The sequence below is a fragment of the uncultured Tenacibaculum sp. genome (genome assembly GCF_947494125.1).
Lineage (GTDB): Bacteria > Bacteroidota > Bacteroidia > Flavobacteriales > Flavobacteriaceae > Polaribacter.
In genome coordinates, this window is sequence record NZ_CANLTU010000001.1 from 593,294 (window position 1) to 613,119 (window position 19,826).

Here is a 19,826-nt window from a genome sequence, read left to right on the forward strand (position 1 = left end):
TATGAGTGTTGAAGAAAAAAAATATAAAAGATTTATTACAATAGTGTCTATTGTAATACCATTGGCAGTAGCAGCTTTATTTGGAGTCAAAATACCTAATGTAGAACCTTTAAGCTTTTTACCTCCTATATATGCAAGTATAAATGGGCTAACAGCAGTATTACTTATAGCATCGGTGGTAGCCATTAAAAAAGGAAATAAAAAATTACACGAGCAATTAAATACAACAGCAATAGTGTGTTCGGCGTTGTTTTTAGTAATGTATGTAGCATATCATATGACTTCAGATTCAACAAAGTTTGGAGGGGAAGGGATAATAAAATATGTATATCTATTTATTTTATTAACGCATATAGTATTGTCTATAATAGTTATTCCTTTTGTGTTAATTACTTTTATGAGAGCACGTTTAGGGAAGTTTCCTGAGCATAAAAAAATAGCTAAAATTACATTCCCTTTGTGGTTGTATGTAGCCGTAACAGGAGTAGTAGTGTATTTAATGATATCACCATATTATGTTTAAAAAGCTTATTGTAATAATAGTATTATTAGTCTCTGTAAACGGGGTAGCACAATGTGCAATGTGTAAAGCTGTGGTAGAAGGAGGAAATGAATCGATGGCAGAAGGAGTTAATAATGGAATAACATATTTAATGGTGTTTCCTTATATCTTAGTAGGATTATTATTTTATTTTATATACCGTCATAAAAAGGCTTCAAAAAATTAACAGTCCAATAAGAGTTTTTTTTTGTAACATATTCTATTTTTAGTCGTCATATAAAAACAGTAAAAAAAATTGTTCGGTTTTGACTATAATAATGTTCAGAATCAAACAGTTAAAAGAAATTGAAAAATAGGTAACAGATTAGTTTTCAAAAAGTTGTCTTTTTATTCTTTTTTGGAACACCAATTGACAAACTATAATAAACAAAAAAATACTCGTCTTGAAAACAAAAATTGTACTATTAGGAGCTTTATTTATCTCACTAGCAAGTTTTTCTCAAAAACAATGGACACTTAAAGAATGCGTTGATCATGCTTTAAAAAACAACATTACAGTTAAGCAGAACGAACTTAGTGTTCAATTAGCTGAAAAAGATGTTGCCATTACGAAAGGAAATTTTTTACCTGATTTAACAGGTTCAGCTTCGCAAAGATTGAATTTTGGATCTTTTATTGGTCAAAGTGGTTCTAGAATCTCTAGAGATACAAGAGGTAATAGCTTTGGTTTAAACTCTAATACGACCATATTTAATGGGTATAGAAACTTAAATACTTATAAGCAAGCGAAGCTTGGAGTTGAAAGTGCTAATTTAGATTTAGAATTTATAAAAAATGATATTTCATTGCGAGTAGTTAATACATATCTTAATGTACTATTTGCAAAAGAAAATTTATCTGTAGCACTAATACAATCTGAGATTAGTAAAAAACAAATAGATAGAGCAAAAGCACAGTTTGAAGCAGGAGCAATACCAAAAGGAGATTTGTTAAATGTGCAATCTACAGCAACTAATGATCTTCAAAATGTTGTTACACAAGAGAATAGTTTAAATTTAGCATTGTTAAATTTATCTCAATTATTACAGGTTTCAAGTCAAGGTTTTGAGGTTGCTAAAATGGACGTAGGTTCACCTTCAGCAGCATTATTATATAGTGATTCAAAAACAGTTTATGAAAAAGCTTTAACAAACAGACCAGAAATAGCGAAAGCTAAACTGAATTTAACGAATGCGGATTTAAATATTAAAATAGCAAAAAGCTCGTTTTTACCATCATTATCATTTAATGCTGGAGTTAATACATCTTATCAAACAGTTTTGGGAGAAAAAGATATTATTAATTTCCAAAATCCAGATGGAACAATTGGATCAAGAACAAATAGGTTCTTTACACAATTAAGTGATAACCTTGGGTATGGATTTAGCTTAAATTTAAATGTGCCGATATTTAACCGTTTTCAAACAAAAAATAGAGTTGTAAAATCAATTATAAATAAAGAGCAAAGTGAACTTACTTTAGAAAGTGAAAAGCTAAAATTAGAACAACAAATTGAAACTTCGTTTTTAGATGCAAAAGCTGCAGCTAAAACTTTTGAAGCAGCTGAGATCTCATTAGAAGCACAAAAGGAGGCTTTTAAAAACGCGCAAGTAAGTTACGATTATGGTTCTATGACACAGTTTGATTTTGATCAAGTACGTAATCGTTTAGTAAATGCAGAAGGAGCAATGATTAGAGCTAAATACGATTATGTATTTAAGACAAAAGTATTAAAGTTCTATTTCGGAGAATCGATAGTAGACTAATTAAAAAAATAGATAAAATAGAAAACCTCGTTAATTTTTAATTAACGAGGTTTTTCATTATAATGTATCTTTGCAAAAAAAGTATTTTTAGTTTGGCATTAATCTTAAATATAGAAACAGCTACCAAAAACTGTTCAGTGAGTATAGCAGAAAACGGAAAAGTTTTAGCAATAAGAGAATTAAATGAAGGTAATTATTCTCATGCAGAAAAATTACATCCTTTTATTCAGGAGGTTTATAATGAATTGAAAATAGATGCAAATAAAATAGATGCAATAGCTGTAAGTAAAGGACCAGGGTCATATACAGGACTTCGTATAGGAGTTTCAGCAGCAAAAGGACTTAGCTATGCTATAGGCAAGCCTTTAATATCTATAGAGACCTTAAAATCGTTAGCACATAGTATAGAGGTTGAAGAAGGAATGATAGTACCGATGATAGATGCACGTAGAATGGAAGTGTATTCAGCAGTATATAATTCATCGTATGAGCAAAAAAGAGAAATACAAGCAGAAATAATAAATGAAGATTCTTTTAAAGAAGAGTTGTTAAAAGGAAAAGTTTATTTCTTAGGAGACGGAGCAGCCAAATGTAAAGAAATAATAGTGCATGAGAATGCAATATTTGTTGAAGGTAAATTTCCATCATCAAAAGAAATGGCTCAATTGAGTTATAGTAAATACAAAAAAAACGACATCGAAGATGTCGCTTATTTTGAACCTTTTTATTTAAAAGATTTTGTTGCTATTCCAGAAAAGAAAAAAGTTTAACCTTCTTTTTGAATTTCCACTGCATGTGGATATGGAATTTCTATACCAGCTTTATCTAAAGCTATTTTTACGTTTTCGGTAGTTTCAAAATAAACATCCCAATAATTAGCTACATCTGTCCAAGGCCTTACAGCAAAGTTTACAGAACTGTCTGCTAATTCAGAAACATTTACAGTAGGAGCAGGGTCTTTTAATATTTTAGGGTTTGATGTTAATACGTTCATCAAAACTTCTTTAGTTTGTTTAATATCGGCGTCATAAGAAACGCCAAAAGTTAAATCAACTCTTAATTTACCTTCAGCTGTATAATTAATAATGTTACCATTAGACAAAGTTCCGTTTGGGATAATAGCTAATTTATTACCAGGTGTGTTTAAATGAGTTGTAAAAACTTGAATTTCTTTTACAGTTCCAGTTATACCTTGTGCTTCAATTAAGTCACCAATTTTAAAAGGTTTAAAAATCATTATTAAAGCACCTCCAGCAAAGTTAGATAGTGAACCTTGTAAAGCTAAACCAATAGCAAGACCAGCAGCACCAATAATAGCAGCAAAAGAAGTTGTAGCAACCCCTAAGTTAGAGATTACAGTAACAAATAGTAGGGCTTTTAAAGACCAGCTAACTAAATCACCTAAAAACTTTTGTAGCGTAACATCTACATTGCGTTTGTTCATTAGTTTTCTAGAGGCACCAACAATAAATTTAATAATAAATAACCCTACGATTAAAATTGCTAAAGCAGTTAATACTTTTGGGGTGTAATCAATTAATAAGCTTTGAAACTTATCTAAATACTCTTTCATGTTTAAGTTTTTAAAAAATTAATAAAAAGTGAGTAGCGTTAGTTTTTTAAAAAGTATGGCAAATTTACAGCAACAATAACAATATACCTATTAAAGAAGGTATAGATTGCACAAAGAATATTCTAGGTTTTTTGGTAGAATATGCCCCGTAAACACCAGCAATAAAAACACAACATAAAAAGAAAAGAGCAACATCTGTTTTTTCAGAAAGTAACGACCAGATTAAACCAGCAGCTAGAAAACCATTGTATAAACCTTGATTCGCCGCAAGAACTTTAGTTTCCTCTGCAAATTCTTTTGATTTTAATCCAAAAGTTTTTATCCCTTTAGGTTTTGTCCATAAAACCATTTCTAAAATAACGATATAAATGTGAATTAAGGCTACAAGAGCAATGAAAAATAGCTGAAAATAGGTCATTATTATTTGTTTTAAGTTGATTAATTGTGGCTTTAGAACTTTTAGTTGCTAAATTTTTTAATATTATTTACACAAACATATATAAAAAATTAATCTTTATAGAATGATTCTTAAAACATACTTTTCTCTACATATAAAAGTTAAAAGGAAAAAGTACTAGAATCGATGTAAATTTGTTTGCAATAAAAAAACGATATTGAAAACAATATCGTTTTATAGTAGTTAGTTAATATATGGTTACTTTACTTCGAAAGTAACTTTTAAGTTTACTCTAAATTCAGTTACCTCATCATTATTTACCACAACGCTTTGCGATTGGACAAAAGCAGATTTAATACCTTTAATAGACTTAGAAGCTTGTTCAATACCTTTTTTGGTGGCATCTTCCCAGCTTTTTTCTGAATTCGCTAAAATCTCGATAACTTTCATTACTGCCATAATAATTTTTTTAAATGATTAATACCATATAAATATACTCATTTTTGAATTGTTTTTTTAAGAATCTAAATGAGAATAAACTCCAATGTTAAATTAATGTTACGCAAATGTTTCAAATATGTAAATTTTTTTATATATTTGGAATACTAGTAGTTAACCCTAAAAGTTTACATATGAAGAAATTAATAATAGCCGCTTGTATTTTATCAATATCATTTTTACAAGCTCAAAATACAGAACCAAAATTTGAGAAATCAGGAGATTTAGTTAAAGCAACTTATTTCTACAAGGATGGTAAAGTAAAAGAGCAAGGTTTCTTTAAAAATAAGAAGCTAACAGGGACATGGATTTCTTTTGATACAAAAGGAAATAAAACAGCAATTGCACATTATAATGCAGGAAAGAAAACAGGTAAATGGTTTATCTGGAAAGAAGAAGGTTTAACAGAAATAGACTATAGTAATAATGTTATTGCAAGTGTGCAAACTTGGAAAGAAGAAACTAAAATGGCTATTAAATAGTCTTGGGAGATTAAATGAAATACAAAACCGAGTATATGTTCTATCTATATACTCGGTTTTTTATTTTCTTCCAAAATCAGCAGGAATTTCTCCCCAAGCTTTAGTTTCCCATTTTAATATAGGGTTTTTAAAAGAGTTTTCTTTTAGCCATTTTTCGGCACGTTTAATTAAATCTAAGATATCTTTGTTTCTTTGATCAAAAACAACATTGGTTCTACATTGTTTTTTCTTAACCCAACTCATTGCAATTTTAGAATCCGAATAAATAGGAAGTTCATGCATATTCTTACTTTTTAATAAAGCAATACCATGCACTAAAGCTAAAAACTCACCAATATTATTGGTACCATTATTAAAAGGCCCCATTTTAAAAATTTCTTTTTTACTATGAGTCAAAACACCACGGTATTCCATTTTTCCAGGATTACCAGCACAAGCAGCATCAACAGAAATACTTTCTAAAAGAGGCGTGCCATATTTAGCTTTTTCAACAGAAGATAAAACAACTTTTTTAGTGTCCTTTCCTTTGTATTCATGATAGCTTTTAGTAAAAGCTATTTCAGCTTCTTTTTTATCTATAAAAGCTTTGTATTGGGCTCCTTCAAAACCAGTAATTTGTTTTTTACAAGTATCCCAAGAAGTAAAAATACCTTTTTTCTTGCCCTGCCAAACAACGTAGTATTTCTTTTTTTTAGACATTCTTTAAAATTACTTCTTCAATTGTTTTTGGAAAATGTTCATATTCTAAAGTATGAATTTTTTCAGCAATATTTTCAGGGGAATCATTATTTGTAAGAGCAGTTTTAGCTTGAAAAATAATAGCTCCTTCATCGTAATTCTCATTCACATAATGAATTGTAATGCCTGTTTCTGTTTCATTATTTTCTTTCACAGCTTTATGAACATTCATGCCATACATGCCTTTTCCGCCATATTTAGGTAGTAAAGCTGGATGAATATTTATAATTTTATTAGGAAAAGCTTCAACAATCTTAGCAGGAATGCGCCATAAGAACCCCGCAAGAACAATTATGTCAGCTTCAACTTGTAAAAAAGTTAAAACGGTGTCATCTTTTGTAAAGCTCTCTTTGTCAAAGAGTGAGGCGTCTACGTTTAGTCGCTCGCAACGATCAAAAACTTTGGCATGTTCATTGTTAGACAGCACGTGAGTAACAGAGGCAATTTTAGAAGATTTGAAGTGTTTAATGATGTTTTCGGCATTGGATCCGGAGCCAGAAGCAAAAATTACGATACGTTTCATGTTAAAATTTAGTTGTTTTGTTACTGCAAAAAAAAGAATAATTATTAACAACGGTGGTGTTTGTAGCGAAATATTCAAGTATTTTTTTTATTTTAGACATCACATTTTTGAGCAAAAGTTAGAATTAATAACTAAGATTTGTATTTTTGCCTCGATTTTAAATTTTAAAACAAACAAATTATGTCAGACATTGCATCAAGAGTAAAAGCAATTATCGTAGACAAGTTAGGAGTAGACGATAACGAAGTAACTAACGAAGCAAGCTTCACAAACGATTTAGGAGCAGATTCATTAGATACTGTTGAGTTAATCATGGAATTCGAAAAAGAATTTGATATTCAGATTCCAGATGATCAAGCAGAAAACATTGGTACTGTAGGTCAAGCGGTTAGCTATATAGAAGACGCAAAAAAATAAGATTTATATGCAATTAAAGCGAGTTGTAGTAACTGGACTTGGCGCATTAACGCCAATAGGAAACAATAAAGAAGAATATTGGAATAGCTTAGTTAACGGAGTTAGCGGAGCAGCACCTATAACGTATTTCGATGCTGCCAAGTTCAAGACTCGTTTTGCATGTGAGTTAAAAAACTTCAACGTGAATGATTTCATACATAGGAAAGAATCACGTAGAATGGATAGATTTACTCAATATGCAATGGTCGCTTCAGATGAAGCTATTGCAGATTCGAAATTAAATCTTGATGAAGTCAACAAATTAAGAGTTGGTGTTATCTGGGGAGCAGGTATTGGAGGATTAGAAACATTTCAAAATGAAGTTTTAAACTTTGCTGCAGGAGATGGTTCACCTCGTTTTAACCCGTTCTTTATTCCAAAAATGATTGCAGATATTGCTCCAGGAAACATTTCTATTAAAAATGGATTTATGGGACCTAATTATACTACGGTATCTGCTTGTGCATCATCTGCAAATGCAATGATAGATGCACTTAATTACATTAGACTTGGTCATTGTGATGTTATTGTAACTGGTGGTAGTGAAGCTGCTGTTACAATTGCAGGTATGGGAGGTTTTAATGCAATGCATGCTTTATCTACTAGAAATGAAACACCAGAAACAGCATCAAGACCTTTTGATAGTGAACGTGATGGTTTTGTTTTAGGTGAAGGAGCCGGAGCTATTGTATTAGAAGAATACGAACATGCCAAAGCTCGTGGAGCTAAAATTTATGCAGAAGTTATTGGAGGAGGTATGTCGTCTGACGCTCACCATATGACTGCACCACATCCAGAAGGAATTGGTGTAATTGCAGTAATGAAAAACTGTCTTGAAAATGCTGGTATAAAACCAGAAGACGTAGATCATATTAATACTCATGGTACTTCTACTCCGTTAGGAGATGTAGCTGAGTTAAAAGCGATTTCTGAAGTTTTTGGAGATCATGCTAAGACTATTAACATCAACTCAACAAAGTCTATGACTGGGCATTTATTGGGTGCTGCTGGTGCAATTGAATCTATTGCTTCTATTTTAGCAATGGAACATGGTATAATTCCACCAACAATTAACCATGTTAATGTTGATGAAAATATTAATCCAGAATTAAATTTAACATTGAACAAACCTCAGAAACGAGAGATTAAAGTTGCAATGAGTAATACATTTGGTTTTGGTGGTCATAACGCATGTGTCGCTTTTAGAAAACTAGATTAATCCTTTATGAATTTTCTTCGTAGAATAGTAAAACCCAAAACTAAAGAAGATGAAAACTTTTACTACGAATTAAAAGAACTGCTTAATTTTAAACCAATAAAGTTATCGCATTATAAAAAAGCGTTTACACATAGGTCTTTAAAATTAATAGATAGTAAAGGAAACCCTATTAATTACGAACGATTAGAGTTTTTAGGTGATGCAATCTTAGGATCTGTAATAGCATCTTATTTATATAAAAAAGTGCCTAAAGGTGATGAAGGGTATTTAACTCAAATGCGTTCTAAAGTAGTAAGTAGAGAGCATTTAAATACTTTAGGTAAAGATTTAGATTTAATACGTTTTGTAAAAAGTAACATTTCACAAGATCATATAAGTAATAATATTTACGGTAATATTGTAGAAGCTTTAGTTGGTGCTATCTATTTAGATAGAGGCTATAATTATTGCCATCAATTTATTTATGAGCAAGTAATATTACCTTATGTTGATATTGAACGATTAGAGGGTAAGATATCTAGTTATAAAGGTTATGTGATTGAATGGTGCCAGAAGAAGAAGAAGAAATATAAATTCGAGTCTTACGAAGATTCTGGAAACCAAAGTAAAAGACACTTTAGTGTTAGAGTCAGTATAGATGGTACTATTGTAGGTAAAGGAAGAGCTACTTCAAAGAAAAAGGCAGAAGAGATTGCGGCCAAAAGAGTATACTACGCTATGCAAAATCAAATGACAGATTCTTAACATTATGCCGAAAACGTTTTCGTAATTTTCATATTGTTTTTTAGATACATTCATTAATTTAGCAAAAAACAAATAGTTGTTTTTATGGCTACCTATGCACTAAATATTAATGAGTTTTCAAATAATGATTATGCATTAATAGGCATTCATACAGTGCTTAATGAGTATAAATTAGCCTATTTGTTAAACCAATTCTTGCAAATTAAATTTTGCAGAGCTAGTTATGATTTAGATTTTACTCGAAAAAACAATAAATCCTCATACGCTGTATATGAATATACCAATGTAGAATTAGATTATGATTGGTTTTTAATTTCTAATAAATATAAATCAAGACAAAAAACAATATCAACAAGTCTTTTTAACGAGAGTGATTCAACAATGTATCTTGTTTCAGAGAAAAAAAAAGTTGATTTTTTCTTAAAAATAGAAGGAGATTTTGATTTTGAATATATTGTGAAAACAATTGAAAAAATAAATCAAATACCTCAAATTATAACCTCTTATGAAGTAGAGGTTGAATCTTTAAAATCGAAAGATTTTTTAATATTTTAAATTATGCCACACAATAAGAAAACAAAAATTGTTGCAACATTAGGACCAGCAACGAATACTAAAGAAGTTTTAGCTGAGATGGCTGCATCTGGGGTAAATGTTTTTAGAATTAATTTTTCTCATGCTGATTATGATGATGTAAAAGAACGTGTTCAACAAATAAGAGAAATTAATGAAGAAAGAGGCTATAACGTAGCGATTTTAGCCGATTTACAAGGGCCTAAGCTTAGAGTGGGGGTGATGAGTGAAGGTGTGGAATTAAAAGCAGGAGATACATTTATTTTCACTACAGAAGAATGTGAAGGAACGAAAGAAAAGGCTTTTATGACATATCAACGTTTTCCTAAAGATGTAAAAGCTGGAGAACAAATTTTAGTTGATGATGGTAAATTATTGTTTGAAGTAGTTTCTACAGATAAAGATAAAGAAGTAGTAACAAAGGTAATTGTAGGTGGACCTTTAAAATCGAAAAAAGGAGTAAACCTTCCTAATACTAATATTTCTTTGCCTGCGTTGACAGATAAAGATAAAAAGGATGCTGTTTTTGCTTTAGAACAAGAAGTAGATTGGATTGCGTTGTCTTTTGTAAGAACACCAGAAGATTTAAGAATTTTACGTGATTTAATTAAGCAAAAATCAAGATATAGAGTACCAGTAATAGCAAAGATTGAAAAGCCTGAAGCTGTTGAAAATATAGATGCATTGATTCCTTATTGCGATGGATTAATGGTTGCTCGTGGAGATTTAGGTGTTGAAGTTCCTATGCAAGATGTTCCATTAATTCAAAAAATGCTAGTACGACGAGCTAAACAAGCTAGAATACCAGTTATTATTGCTACACAAATGATGGAAACAATGATTGAAAATGCTGTGCCTACAAGAGCAGAGGTAAACGATGTAGCAAATTCAATTATGGATGGGGCAGATGCTGTAATGCTTTCAGGAGAAACTTCAGTAGGAAAACACCCTATTAGAGTTATTAAAAAGATGACAGAGATTATTAGTAGCGTAGAGTTTTCAAATTTAATTAAAGTACCACAGGAGGCTCCACATATTCGTACAAACAGATTTATCACAAAATCAGTATGTCATCATGCCGCATTAATGGCCGATGATATCAATGCGGCTGCAATTTCAACATTAACTAATAGTGGATATACAGCTTTTCAAATTTCTGCTTGGAGACCAAAATCTCATGTTTTAGCTTTCTCTTCTGAAAAAAGAATCTTAGGTAAGCTAAATCTTTTATGGGGTGTTAGAGCTTATTATTATGACAGGAATTTAAGTACAGATGATACTATTGAAGATCTTAATGAAATTTCTAAAGAAAAAGGATTTGTTAAGACTGGAGATTTTATGATTAACTTATCGTCAATGCCTGTAAAGGCTAAAGGAATGGTAAATACATTACGTGTTTCTCAAATCGATTAGAAGAAGTACTATAAACATATAAAAAAAAGCGCAACCAATTTGGTTGCGCTTTTTTGGTTAAAATTGTAATTTTTTAGAAGTAATAATTGCGTCGTTGGTAACAAAAGGCATTGGCATCATTGTTTCACTCCGTGGTTTTAAATTAAATTTAGGATGTGATAATAAATCGTATGAAATTTCATTTAAAATAATGTTGGGCCTCTCATTCTTATTAATAGTAAATGATATAGTTACATTTTTATCTGAATTTGCTATTTGATAGATTAATAAAATGCCTTTTTTAGCAGTAAAAGTTTTACCTGCATCATAAAAAGTACCATTCACTTTTAAGTTTTTTAATTTTATAGTTGAATTATTATAAAACTCATACTTATTAATTTTACGAGTAGGTATAATTGTAAAATCTAATTTTCTTTCATTGCCAATTATAGTATCAAGATTTATATTAATATTAGAAGTGCTTATATTCTCATTTTTAGCTTTTTTATGGTAGCTAAAACGAGTATTATACTTGCTTTTTCCTTCCACTGAGGGAATGCTCCCTTTTTGATAATCAGAATTAAAAATCTGTTTTGTATAAGAATCTAATGTTTTATTATAAGTACCCCAATACGAAGTGTTTTCATCTAAATTCTGGATGTATACAATGCTATTAGGTTTTTTCTTATCAATAGAAAACCCACTGTTAAAAGTAGCTATAGCAAAGAAAACAATAGATACAATACCAGCTACAATTTGCCATTTATTTTTCTTTTTTTGTTGATGAAAAATAGGTAAAATAAAACCAAAAATTAATACAATAAAAATAGCGGAAACAAAAAGGATTTTTAAACCTAATGCAACAGGAAATAATTGCACCATAGGGGCAATCATATATATTGTAGGAATAGAAATAATAGCAAATAAAGTAGCCTTAGATTTTGTTTTAAGTTCCATTAAAATTAAAACAGCAAAAATTAAAAGTGAAGCATATATTGGAATAATAAAGAAACCTGCACCTGGTAAGTATTGATAGATTACATAATTTATAACTAAACCTATAAAAATAGGGGCAACAAATAAATCAGAAGTTTTATAATCTTTAAATTGGTTATAAACTTTAAATAGAATCCAAATATTTAAAAATATAAATGCAATAATGTATTGATATCCGTTATAAGTAAAACCATGCAAAATATCGGTGTACTGAGGGTGTATAATTAAAATTAATTGCCATAAACCATAAGACAATCCAGAACATAAAATTAATGAAGTTAAGTACGGAATAAATCCAACTAAGATACCTCTAACTGTAAGTTTACTTTTAGAAAAACCAAAAAAGATTAGGATGCAAAATACAATTATTGCAGTGCTAAGTAAAATACCTCCCCAAGAGAAAGGGTATGTTAGAAGCTTAACAAAAGGGAAGTTTACATAAATATAATCTTCATTACTATTTAAGTTTATTAAATCAGAATCTGCAAAATAATTAAGAGAAGTTGTAAAGTATTCAGCTTGATGCATTAGTGTTTCTCTATTGAGTCTTTCATAAGAATCTTGTGCTGTATGGTAATCGAAATGATCATCAATAAAAGCAAAATTAAACCCATTGATATTTCCTTTTTCTCTAAAAACAGTTAAATCAGTATCGTTAGGTAATTTTTTATAGATGCTGTACATTAATGAATTTGCAGCGGGATAATTTGGATTTGAATTTAAAAACTCGGTAAGTAATTTTTTATTCTTTCCATTGGTTTCCATTAACATATAACTTGAACCTCCACTTCCTCTAGCTTCAAAATTTAAAACAATTCCTATGTTTTTAGCCAAAGGATGATTTTCAACAAAAGCTTGTGCTCCTAATAAACCTAGTTCTTCAGCATCAGAAAAAAGTATAATAATGTCATTTTTAGGCTGTTTATTTTTTGCTATAAATGCTCTTATACCTTCTAAAATTGTTACGACTCCAGAACCGGCGTCACTTGCACCTAACGATGAATGTGGATTAGAATCGTAGTGGGTGAGTAGAAGTACTGCTTTACCGTTTCCAGAACCTTTTATTTGTGCTATGATATTCTCTGTAGTTGTACTAGCTCTCCACTTTTTATTTATAGCTGTTTGATATTGAATTTCTGGATTTAATTTCAGTCTCTTTAACTCATTTACTATATAATCCTGTACAACTTTATGTTCAGGAGAACCAGTATGATGTGTTTTTTTTGATATATTTTTTAAATGATATAAAGCATTATCTATTGAGAAATTTGAAGATTTTAATTCTTTTTCATTTGAAGGATTTGTAGGGATAGTATCTCTAAAACTCCAATAAACAGTAAAAATAATGATTAATACTGCAATAAAATTATTTGATGATTTCATAGTGAAATTTTAATGCTTATAAAAGTAAGTAAATTTATTCTTTATTAATATAAATAGTTAATAATCTAAAAATCAGTATATTTAATAGCTAAAACTACTATTATGGGAATTATTAACTTTCAAGGTAAACGGTCAAATCAACCAGAAAAAAAATCTGAACTAATTTTGGTTTCTGATTATATGACTAAAAATTTAATTACATTTAAAGAAAACCAATCTATTGAAGATGTTATAGATTCTTTAATTACAAATAAAATTTCTGGAGGTCCTGTAATAAACGATAAAAATGAATTAGTAGGAATAATTTCTGAAGGTGATTGTATTAAACAAATTTCAGAAAGCAGATATTATAATTTACCTATTGATCAAAATAATACAGTAGGAAAAGCTATGGCTAAACAAGTTGAAACTATTGATGGAAACATGAATATTTTCGATGCAGCTAACAAGTTTTTAGAATCTAAAAGAAGGCGCTTTCCTATAACAGAAAATGGGAAGTTGATTGGACAGATTAGCCAAAAAGATGTACTTAAGGCTGCAATGAAATTAAAAGGAAATACATGGAAATAACTAGTCTTGTTTAACAAGTAAATACATTTCATTTTCTAATTCTAAATAACCTTGATCGTATACATAAAAATAAGTATTCCCAGTTTTTGTTGTGTAAATTGATGTTATGAATTTAAAATCGAAACCTTTGTCAAATAATTTACGTCTGCTAACCTTAGTTTTACCTGAAACATTAAGATCCGATAGTGTTTTATAATTTTTACGTAGTCTATTATTAGTATTTCTAACGAGGTTTTTACTCTCTTTATTTATTTTATTATTATAAGCATTTCTACAATAATCTGAGCAGAACTTTTTATCTATTCTACCTAAAACTTTTTCGTTACATTCTAAACACTTTTTAACTTCCATAGTTTGTTTTTTTCAATTCATACCATTTAGCATCGTTTCCTTCAAACTTAAAATCATTTACATATTTTAAACCTATTTTTTGTAGAATTTTGTTAGATCCAATATTGTCAGTTTCAGCAGCTCCATAAATAATATTATAATTCATTTGTTTGAAGCCAAATTCTAAACAAGCTATTGCAGATTCTGTTGCATAGCCTTTTCTCCAGAATTTAGGTAATAACCTATGTCCAATATCAATAAATTCAGTAATACCATTTAATTCTTCCTCTTTGCCTTTATTTAATTTTAATCCTGACCAACCTATAAAATTCCCAGACTCTTTTTCAAAAGCAGCAAACCTACCAATGCCATTTTCGTTGTATTGTTTTTCAAAAAAATCAATAATGTCTTTAGCTTGTTTGTATGTTGTAATTGGATTATTACCAAGGTATTTGTGCACTTCTGGGTTTGAATCTAACTCAAATATACTTGTAGTGTCTTTGATATTAAACTTTCTTAATATCAAGCGATTTGTTTCTATTTGGAATTCCATTTCAACTATATTTTTTTTTCAAATATAGTTGAAATTAAACGACTACATTCATTTACAAACGAAAACAAACGATTACCTACCGTTTTTAACTAGTGTTGTAGTAGATCTTTGCAGTGTTAATTCATTTGAATGACAAAATCTTAACTGTTTAATAAAAAAACAATAATTATGAACGCACTTAAAAACAGAGTACAGTTAATTGGAAATCTAGGAAATGATCCAGAAATTATCAATTTAGAAAATAAAAAAAAATTAGCTAAATTCTCATTAGCTACGAATGAAACATATAAAAACTCGGAAGGAGAAAAAATAACCGATACACAATGGCATTATATAATTGCATGGAATAAGACTGCAGAAATTATAGGAGAATATTTACAAAAAGGAAGTGAGGTAATAGTTGAGGGTAAGTTAACTTCTAGGTCTTTTGAAGATAAAGAAGGTGTTAAACGTTACATAACTGAGGTAGTTTGTAATGAATTACTAATGCTAGGTAATAAATAGTGGGGAAATTGTTTTAAGAAAAAGAAAAAAGGCATTTTTAAAATGCCTTTTTATATTTTTTAAATACCTAAAATTTTATTCAATTCTTCTTGCCTTCTTCTTGCAACAGGAATATTTTTATTATTATCCATTTGACAATAAAAACCATCGTTTTTAATAATTTTTAAAGTGTGATTTATGTTTATAATATAGCTTTTGTGTGTTCTAAAAAATTGCATATTGTTTAATAAAATATCATCGTATTCCCCAATATTACGAGTAGCAACAACTTGTAAGTTATTTACGCAATGAAGAATAGTATATCGACCTTGCGATTCTAGAAATATAATATCTTTAAACTTAACTAATTCAATTCGATCATTAGATGGTATTGCTATAAAATCTTGTTCTTTAGTATTATTAATTACTTGATTTAAAGTGTTAATTTGATTTTTAGAAGTGAAGATATCTAATCGAATATCTTCTCTAACCTTATTAATTGCTAATATTAGATCTTCAATAACAATAGGTTTTAAAATATAATCAATGGCATTATATTTAAAGGCTTTAAGAGCATATTCTTCATGAGAAGTAACGAATATAACTTTAATTTTTTTAGGTAGAATGCAGTCTAGTAATTCAAAACCAGTTCTGTTTTTGAGCTGAATATCTAAAAACAAAATGTCAGGGCTTTTAGCTTGTAATACTTTTATGCCTTCAGTAAAAGAAGTAGCTTGGTCAATTATATTAATATCTATACAAAATTCATTAATATAATGTTTTAATAATCTAATATTTTTTACTTCATCATCTATGATAATAGCATCTATTTTATTCATAACCTTTAATATTATTTTTAATTGGTATATATAAGATAACCTTAGTGCCTAAGGCTTTTTTTCCATCATACAAATCGAATATTTTTAATAACATTTTTTTTTCATGTATGCTATTGTAGCCCGAAATTCGATCTTTTAAAATTTTTGTACTCCAAGAACGATTTTTATTTTTCCGAGTAGTTTTAGCAGCAACTCTTCCTATCCCATTATCAATAATTTCAACTTGCAAAAAATTATTGATAATGGAGAAATCTATTTCTAACTTCCAATTATCTTCTTTGTTTGATAATCCATGAATAATAGCATTTTCAATTATTGGTTGTATTAACATGCAAGGTATTTTATGAAAATTAATATCTATTTGTGGAGAAATATTGAAGGAGAGATTTAACTTTTTTTCGAAACGCATTTCTTCTAATTCCAAGTAGTTTTTTAAATACAATATTTCATCGTTTAAAAAAACCCATTCAGAATTAGTCATATCTAAGGTTGTACGAAAAAGCTTAGAGAAAATTTGAAGATAATGGCGTGCTAGATCAATTCCATTAAAAATTAAAACACTTTGAATTCCATTTAGAGCATTTGCAATAAAATGAGGATTCATTTGAGCTCTTAGAGCTTTAGATTCTTGTTTAACTAGTTGTAATTGAATTGAATATTTTTCGTGAATTCTCTTTTTTTTATATGAGTAATAAAAAAACACACTTAATAAAAAAAGTAAAATAATAAAGAGGTAAAATAACTTGGTTTTATAAAAAACTTGAGAAACTGATATATCATATTTTAAAATATTAGACTTTCTACCTTTACTATCATATGCTAAAACTTCAAGTAAATGATTTCCAGGAGGAAGGTCTTTTAATTGTAAATAACTTGTATTTCTCATTTCTGACCATTCATTACTGTTGTAATAACTAAGTCTATAAAAGAAAAGATTGTCTTTTGGAGCGTTGCTAATACTATTTTTAAGAACAAACCCCATTTTTAAATTATTATGGTTAAAAGAGAGTGTTATTTTTTTTGAAGCTATAGAAAGCCCTATTCTTTTTCTAGAAATTTTAGCTTTTTTAGAATCATATTTCTCTATATAAGAGCAAAAGAGTGAAGATTTTGTTGTATTAAAATCTATATCTCTAGGATTAAATTTCACAATACCATTTAATCCACCGAAATAGAGGTCTCCGTTTTTTGTTTTATAAAATGACTTTGCGTTAAATTCATTATCTGGGATGCCATCTTTTTCAAAATAATGATTAATATGTGAATTAGAAATATTAAGCTGAACTAGACCGTTATATGTACTTATCCATAAAAAATCACCTTGTGGTATTAATCCTATTATGTCGTTATTTTTTAAGCCGTAATTTTTTAAAACAGCATTTTTAAAATTTAATTTACTTGATATTTTATACAACCCTTTTCGTGTACCAGCCCATATATTACCATAAACATCTTTTGTAATTACTCTAACATATTTAGACAAGTTTATGCGAGAGCTATCATTTTTTAAAAAAGTTGTAATATTATTATTAGATAAATCTTTTTTGTATAGCCCTTGAATACCACCAATGTATAGGTTGTTATTTTCTTTATCTAAAAATAAATAAGACACTTCTTTAGTTAAAGATATTTTAGGAGATAGATTACCTCCAAATGATAATTCTTTGTTTTTTAAATCATAATAAAAAAGACCATTAGTCGTAGCTAAAAGTAATTTATTGGGGCTAATTTCTAATAAATCTATAATTAGAGGCACTATTTTTAATTCAGATTCGTTAAAAATTTTAATAGGAGTGTAAGTCTCATTTTGTAAATCTAATTCTAAAATATCTTCGGAAAAACCATATAAAAAAATGTTACCGTTTTTAAGCTTTTCTATATCATAAATGACATTTTTTTTCAAATATGAATTATTGTAAGTGTTTTTAAAATTAATTTTAGTGAATGAAGAATCAACAATAGATTTTTTAAAAATTCCGGAATGACTTGCTACATAAATAGTTGAATTAGCATCTTCTACAAAACCTCTTGTACTAACTGATGAACCTTTTTTGTTAAGAAAACGATGAAAGGAATTATTATAAAGTTGAAAAGAATAAATTTTTTGACCATTAATTCCAATAATGTTATCTTGATAAAACTGAACTTTCTGAACAGAAATATTAACAGTATCTATTGAGTTTTGTTTTAAGATGGGTACCCCATTAGAAATTTTAAATATAGCTAAGTATATTTTTTCTCCATCTGTAGCTACCAATTTATAGGTGTTATTAGATAAGTGTTTTATAGAATAGTTTAAAAAAGGAAGTTGGAAAATAAAAGCTTTAATTTTAGTATTATAGCTATATGATCCCAGTTTATTGCCAATTTTAAACTTCCCAGAATAGTTTTTTAAATGTAATGAAGACTTAGGGGAACTGAGATAATAAATAGTGTTTTTTTGAGATGAGTTTTTAATATTTTCAGTATAGCTGTTAGGAAATGGTAAAAAAGTAAGAGGCTTATTATTGTTAAGGGCAATTTGATAAACACCATTATAAGTTAAAAATGTAATTTCATTATTTTCTACCTTAATTATTTTTGAGAAAAATGGAATTGATAGTTGTTTCGAAAAAGGAATATTGAAATCGTATTTCTTTGTTTTGTTATTAGGGGTTAAACAATAAAAAGTATTAATACTAGTTGCGAACCATATATTTTTATTTAAATCTTCATAAATAGATGTAAACCAACTGTTTCTTTTTTTTCCAATTTTATCACTAGGTGAAATATGCTGTATAATACCTAAGGCAGGGTTAATTTTGAAAGTGTCAAATTCTGTTAAAACCCAAAACATTCCGTTTTTAGTTTCAAAAATTTCATAAAAATCATGAATTATTTCACCGTTTGAAGCATTTAATTCATAAAACTCCCTTTGGTTTCCCATTTCTCTAATAACGCCGTTTAGGGTATTATACCAGACAAAACCATAACTATCTATAAATAAGTTTTTCTCATAAGATTTAGAAGCACCACTATTGTTAATCAAAATTTCATTTATTTGATATTCTTGCCCTAAACAATTGATAGAAGTAATAATAAGCCAAAACAAGCTCATTATTTTCACCCATTTATCCATGTTAAAATTATATTATAAAACCTAGTCAAAGGCTATATTAATTTATTTTAACATTAAGATTATTATCCTTAAGTAGTTGAAAGTTGAAGATACAAATATAATTGTTATAAAATATAAACAACCAATTATTAACTGTTTACAGTTAATAATTTCTTGAGAATAACTAATTGCAGCTTTAATTTAAAAAAATAGTCTTTTGTATTCCTACTGAAATTTACCGTTTATTACACTAAATCAACCGTTAGTTACATAAGTGTTTACGTTGGTTGTTTTGTGTAAGGTTATTAGTGGTTTTAGATGTTTCTTTGTATAGAGAATAATTAACATTTTGATTATTGTTTAAGTAAAGTTGATTGATATTGAAATAATAATGGTATTAAATATAGCCATTATAAAAGAGTGATAATATGTATAAATAAGAATGATAGAGTGAAGGCCATCAATGTTTGATTACCTGCCAATAAAATTAGTATTTATTATGTTTAGATAATTAAGGGATGTCTAGGGATAAGTTATGTAAGGTTAGGCTATGAGTTATTGGCAGGGAGTTGATGGTGATTTATTTTGAGATTGTATTATTTGTAAATGATTCCATCAGCCCTGTTTACTGAGTCGGGGGACTTAGACTCTTTCTATTGTAATAGTATTTTGT

The 19,826-nt window shown here is 28.6% G+C and carries 22 protein-coding genes; 12 read left to right on the forward strand and 10 right to left on the reverse strand.

Annotated elements, in window-relative coordinates:
• Nucleotide 1: 1 nt before the first annotated feature.
• The 4 genes from Q0881_RS02660 to tsaB all read left to right on the forward strand — a co-directional run bounded on the left by Q0881_RS02660 (nucleotide 2) and on the right by tsaB (nucleotide 3,077).
• Nucleotides 2–523 carry a DUF420 domain-containing protein gene (locus Q0881_RS02660; RefSeq protein ID WP_299156681.1) on the forward strand — a complete coding sequence of 174 codons (522 nt, stop codon included), beginning with the start codon at nucleotides 2–4 and terminating at the stop codon, nucleotides 521–523.
• Nucleotides 516–728: a hypothetical protein gene (locus Q0881_RS02665; RefSeq protein WP_299156683.1), complete on the forward strand. Its 213-nt coding sequence runs from the start codon at nucleotides 516–518 to the stop codon at nucleotides 726–728. The genes Q0881_RS02660 and Q0881_RS02665 overlap by 8 nt, the downstream gene beginning before the upstream one ends.
• 217 nt (nucleotides 729–945) lie before the next feature.
• On the forward strand, nucleotides 946–2,307 hold the full coding sequence (locus Q0881_RS02670; protein WP_299156685.1) for a TolC family protein: 1,362 nt from the start codon (nucleotides 946–948) through the stop codon (nucleotides 2,305–2,307).
• Nucleotides 2,308–2,399: 92 nt separating this feature from the next.
• Nucleotides 2,400–3,077 carry a tRNA (adenosine(37)-N6)-threonylcarbamoyltransferase complex dimerization subunit type 1 TsaB gene (gene tsaB, locus Q0881_RS02675; protein WP_299156687.1) on the forward strand — a complete coding sequence of 226 codons (678 nt, stop codon included), beginning with the start codon at nucleotides 2,400–2,402 and terminating at the stop codon, nucleotides 3,075–3,077.
• Here the strand turns inward: tsaB and Q0881_RS02680 are convergent.
• The 3 genes from Q0881_RS02680 to Q0881_RS02690 all read right to left on the reverse strand — a co-directional run bounded on the left by Q0881_RS02680 (nucleotide 3,074) and on the right by Q0881_RS02690 (nucleotide 4,736).
• Complete coding sequence (locus tag Q0881_RS02680; RefSeq protein WP_299156689.1) at nucleotides 3,074–3,880, reverse strand: mechanosensitive ion channel domain-containing protein; 807 nt, start codon at nucleotides 3,878–3,880, stop codon at nucleotides 3,074–3,076. The genes tsaB and Q0881_RS02680 overlap by 4 nt on opposite strands.
• A gap of 64 nt (nucleotides 3,881–3,944) precedes the next feature.
• Entirely contained in the window at nucleotides 3,945–4,298 is a 354-nt protein-coding gene (locus Q0881_RS02685) for a DUF1304 domain-containing protein (protein ID WP_299156690.1), read from the reverse strand.
• Nucleotides 4,299–4,535: 237 nt separating this feature from the next.
• Entirely contained in the window at nucleotides 4,536–4,736 is a 201-nt protein-coding gene (locus tag Q0881_RS02690; protein WP_299156691.1) for a dodecin family protein, read from the reverse strand.
• Nucleotides 4,737–4,909: 173 nt separating this feature from the next.
• Between Q0881_RS02690 and Q0881_RS02695 the strand changes: the two genes are divergently transcribed.
• The gene (locus Q0881_RS02695; RefSeq protein WP_299156693.1) at nucleotides 4,910–5,257 is read left to right on the forward strand and encodes a nicotinic acid mononucleotide adenyltransferase; all 348 of its coding nucleotides are present in this window, start codon (nucleotides 4,910–4,912) and stop codon (nucleotides 5,255–5,257) included.
• A gap of 60 nt (nucleotides 5,258–5,317) precedes the next feature.
• Here Q0881_RS02695 and Q0881_RS02700 read toward each other — a convergent pair whose 3' ends face one another.
• Nucleotides 5,318–5,956 (reverse strand): ribonuclease H family protein, encoded by a 639-nt coding sequence (locus Q0881_RS02700; protein ID WP_299156695.1) that lies wholly within the window; start codon nucleotides 5,954–5,956, stop codon nucleotides 5,318–5,320.
• On the reverse strand, nucleotides 5,949–6,518 hold the full coding sequence (locus Q0881_RS02705) for a phosphoribosylglycinamide formyltransferase (protein ID WP_299156697.1): 570 nt from the start codon (nucleotides 6,516–6,518) through the stop codon (nucleotides 5,949–5,951). The genes Q0881_RS02700 and Q0881_RS02705 overlap by 8 nt, the downstream gene beginning before the upstream one ends.
• 180 nt (nucleotides 6,519–6,698) lie before the next feature.
• On the opposite strand from Q0881_RS02705, the gene Q0881_RS02710 reads away from it, so the two are divergent.
• The 5 genes from Q0881_RS02710 (at nucleotide 6,699) to pyk (ending at nucleotide 10,923) form a co-directional block, all read left to right on the forward strand.
• The gene (locus tag Q0881_RS02710; RefSeq protein ID WP_093871978.1) at nucleotides 6,699–6,935 is read left to right on the forward strand and encodes an acyl carrier protein; all 237 of its coding nucleotides are present in this window, start codon (nucleotides 6,699–6,701) and stop codon (nucleotides 6,933–6,935) included.
• A gap of 7 nt (nucleotides 6,936–6,942) precedes the next feature.
• Nucleotides 6,943–8,193, forward strand: coding sequence for a beta-ketoacyl-ACP synthase II (gene fabF / locus Q0881_RS02715; protein WP_299156699.1), 1,251 nt, complete (start codon nucleotides 6,943–6,945; stop codon nucleotides 8,191–8,193).
• 6 nt (nucleotides 8,194–8,199) lie between these two features.
• A complete protein-coding gene (rnc, locus tag Q0881_RS02720) occupies nucleotides 8,200–8,937 on the forward strand; it encodes a ribonuclease III (RefSeq protein WP_299156701.1) in 738 nt (245 codons plus the stop codon).
• Nucleotides 8,938–9,021: 84 nt separating this feature from the next.
• On the forward strand, nucleotides 9,022–9,492 hold the full coding sequence (locus tag Q0881_RS02725; RefSeq protein ID WP_299156703.1) for an IPExxxVDY family protein: 471 nt from the start codon (nucleotides 9,022–9,024) through the stop codon (nucleotides 9,490–9,492).
• Nucleotides 9,493–9,495: 3 nt separating this feature from the next.
• Nucleotides 9,496–10,923, forward strand: coding sequence for a pyruvate kinase (gene pyk / locus Q0881_RS02730; RefSeq protein ID WP_299156705.1), 1,428 nt, complete (start codon nucleotides 9,496–9,498; stop codon nucleotides 10,921–10,923).
• A 57-nt stretch (nucleotides 10,924–10,980) separates the two neighbouring features.
• On the opposite strand, the gene Q0881_RS02735 is transcribed toward pyk, so the two are convergent.
• Nucleotides 10,981–13,281, reverse strand: coding sequence for a M20/M25/M40 family metallo-hydrolase (locus tag Q0881_RS02735; RefSeq protein WP_299156707.1), 2,301 nt, complete (start codon nucleotides 13,279–13,281; stop codon nucleotides 10,981–10,983).
• Nucleotides 13,282–13,383: 102 nt separating this feature from the next.
• On the opposite strand from Q0881_RS02735, the gene Q0881_RS02740 reads away from it, so the two are divergent.
• Nucleotides 13,384–13,851 (forward strand): CBS domain-containing protein, encoded by a 468-nt coding sequence (locus Q0881_RS02740; protein ID WP_299156708.1) that lies wholly within the window; start codon nucleotides 13,384–13,386, stop codon nucleotides 13,849–13,851.
• Here the strand turns inward: Q0881_RS02740 and Q0881_RS02745 are convergent, their stop codons facing one another.
• Nucleotides 13,852–14,202 (reverse strand): hypothetical protein, encoded by a 351-nt coding sequence (locus Q0881_RS02745; RefSeq protein ID WP_299156709.1) that lies wholly within the window; start codon nucleotides 14,200–14,202, stop codon nucleotides 13,852–13,854.
• Complete coding sequence (locus tag Q0881_RS02750) at nucleotides 14,192–14,734, reverse strand: GNAT family N-acetyltransferase (protein WP_299156711.1); 543 nt, start codon at nucleotides 14,732–14,734, stop codon at nucleotides 14,192–14,194. Before Q0881_RS02750 ends, Q0881_RS02745 begins: the two co-directional genes overlap by 11 nt.
• Nucleotides 14,735–14,902: 168 nt before the next feature.
• Here Q0881_RS02750 and ssb point away from each other — a divergent pair, with 168 nt between their 5' ends.
• Nucleotides 14,903–15,238 (forward strand): single-stranded DNA-binding protein, encoded by a 336-nt coding sequence (gene ssb, locus Q0881_RS02755; protein WP_299156713.1) that lies wholly within the window; start codon nucleotides 14,903–14,905, stop codon nucleotides 15,236–15,238.
• A 59-nt stretch (nucleotides 15,239–15,297) separates the two neighbouring features.
• On the opposite strand, the gene Q0881_RS02760 is transcribed toward ssb, so the two are convergent.
• Complete coding sequence (locus tag Q0881_RS02760) at nucleotides 15,298–16,056, reverse strand: LytTR family DNA-binding domain-containing protein (RefSeq protein WP_299156715.1); 759 nt, start codon at nucleotides 16,054–16,056, stop codon at nucleotides 15,298–15,300.
• The gene (locus tag Q0881_RS02765) at nucleotides 16,049–19,174 is read right to left on the reverse strand and encodes a histidine kinase (protein ID WP_299156717.1); all 3,126 of its coding nucleotides are present in this window, start codon (nucleotides 19,172–19,174) and stop codon (nucleotides 16,049–16,051) included. Before Q0881_RS02765 ends, Q0881_RS02760 begins: the two co-directional genes overlap by 8 nt.
• Between the last annotated feature and the right edge of the window lie 652 nt (nucleotides 19,175–19,826).

Bases quoted from the DNA above. Each gene is read 5' to 3' on its own strand.
- Q0881_RS02765 (WP_299156717.1), bottom strand. From the start codon at position 19,174: ATGGATAAATGGGTGAAAATAATGAGCTTGTTTTGGCTTATTATTACT.
- Q0881_RS02705 (WP_299156697.1), bottom strand. From the start codon at position 6,518: ATGAAACGTATCGTAATTTTTGCTTCTGGCTCCGGATCCAATGCCGAA.
- Q0881_RS02735 (WP_299156707.1), bottom strand. From the start codon at position 13,281: ATGAAATCATCAAATAATTTTATTGCAGTATTAATCATTATTTTTACT.
- Q0881_RS02760 (WP_299156715.1), bottom strand. From the start codon at position 16,056: ATGAATAAAATAGATGCTATTATCATAGATGATGAAGTAAAAAATATT.
- Q0881_RS02750 (WP_299156711.1), bottom strand. From the start codon at position 14,734: ATGGAATTCCAAATAGAAACAAATCGCTTGATATTAAGAAAGTTTAAT.
- Q0881_RS02700 (WP_299156695.1), bottom strand. From the start codon at position 5,956: ATGTCTAAAAAAAAGAAATACTACGTTGTTTGGCAGGGCAAGAAAAAA.
- Q0881_RS02695 (WP_299156693.1), top strand. From the start codon at position 4,910: ATGAAGAAATTAATAATAGCCGCTTGTATTTTATCAATATCATTTTTA.
- Q0881_RS02690 (WP_299156691.1), bottom strand. From the start codon at position 4,736: ATGGCAGTAATGAAAGTTATCGAGATTTTAGCGAATTCAGAAAAAAGC.
- Q0881_RS02680 (WP_299156689.1), bottom strand. From the start codon at position 3,880: ATGAAAGAGTATTTAGATAAGTTTCAAAGCTTATTAATTGATTACACC.
- Q0881_RS02710 (WP_093871978.1), top strand. From the start codon at position 6,699: ATGTCAGACATTGCATCAAGAGTAAAAGCAATTATCGTAGACAAGTTA.
- pyk (WP_299156705.1), top strand. From the start codon at position 9,496: ATGCCACACAATAAGAAAACAAAAATTGTTGCAACATTAGGACCAGCA.
- Q0881_RS02665 (WP_299156683.1), top strand. From the start codon at position 516: ATGTTTAAAAAGCTTATTGTAATAATAGTATTATTAGTCTCTGTAAAC.
- Q0881_RS02745 (WP_299156709.1), bottom strand. From the start codon at position 14,202: ATGGAAGTTAAAAAGTGTTTAGAATGTAACGAAAAAGTTTTAGGTAGA.
- rnc (WP_299156701.1), top strand. From the start codon at position 8,200: ATGAATTTTCTTCGTAGAATAGTAAAACCCAAAACTAAAGAAGATGAA.
- Q0881_RS02725 (WP_299156703.1), top strand. From the start codon at position 9,022: ATGGCTACCTATGCACTAAATATTAATGAGTTTTCAAATAATGATTAT.
- ssb (WP_299156713.1), top strand. From the start codon at position 14,903: ATGAACGCACTTAAAAACAGAGTACAGTTAATTGGAAATCTAGGAAAT.
- Q0881_RS02660 (WP_299156681.1), top strand. From the start codon at position 2: ATGAGTGTTGAAGAAAAAAAATATAAAAGATTTATTACAATAGTGTCT.
- Q0881_RS02740 (WP_299156708.1), top strand. From the start codon at position 13,384: ATGGGAATTATTAACTTTCAAGGTAAACGGTCAAATCAACCAGAAAAA.
- fabF (WP_299156699.1), top strand. From the start codon at position 6,943: ATGCAATTAAAGCGAGTTGTAGTAACTGGACTTGGCGCATTAACGCCA.
- Q0881_RS02685 (WP_299156690.1), bottom strand. From the start codon at position 4,298: ATGACCTATTTTCAGCTATTTTTCATTGCTCTTGTAGCCTTAATTCAC.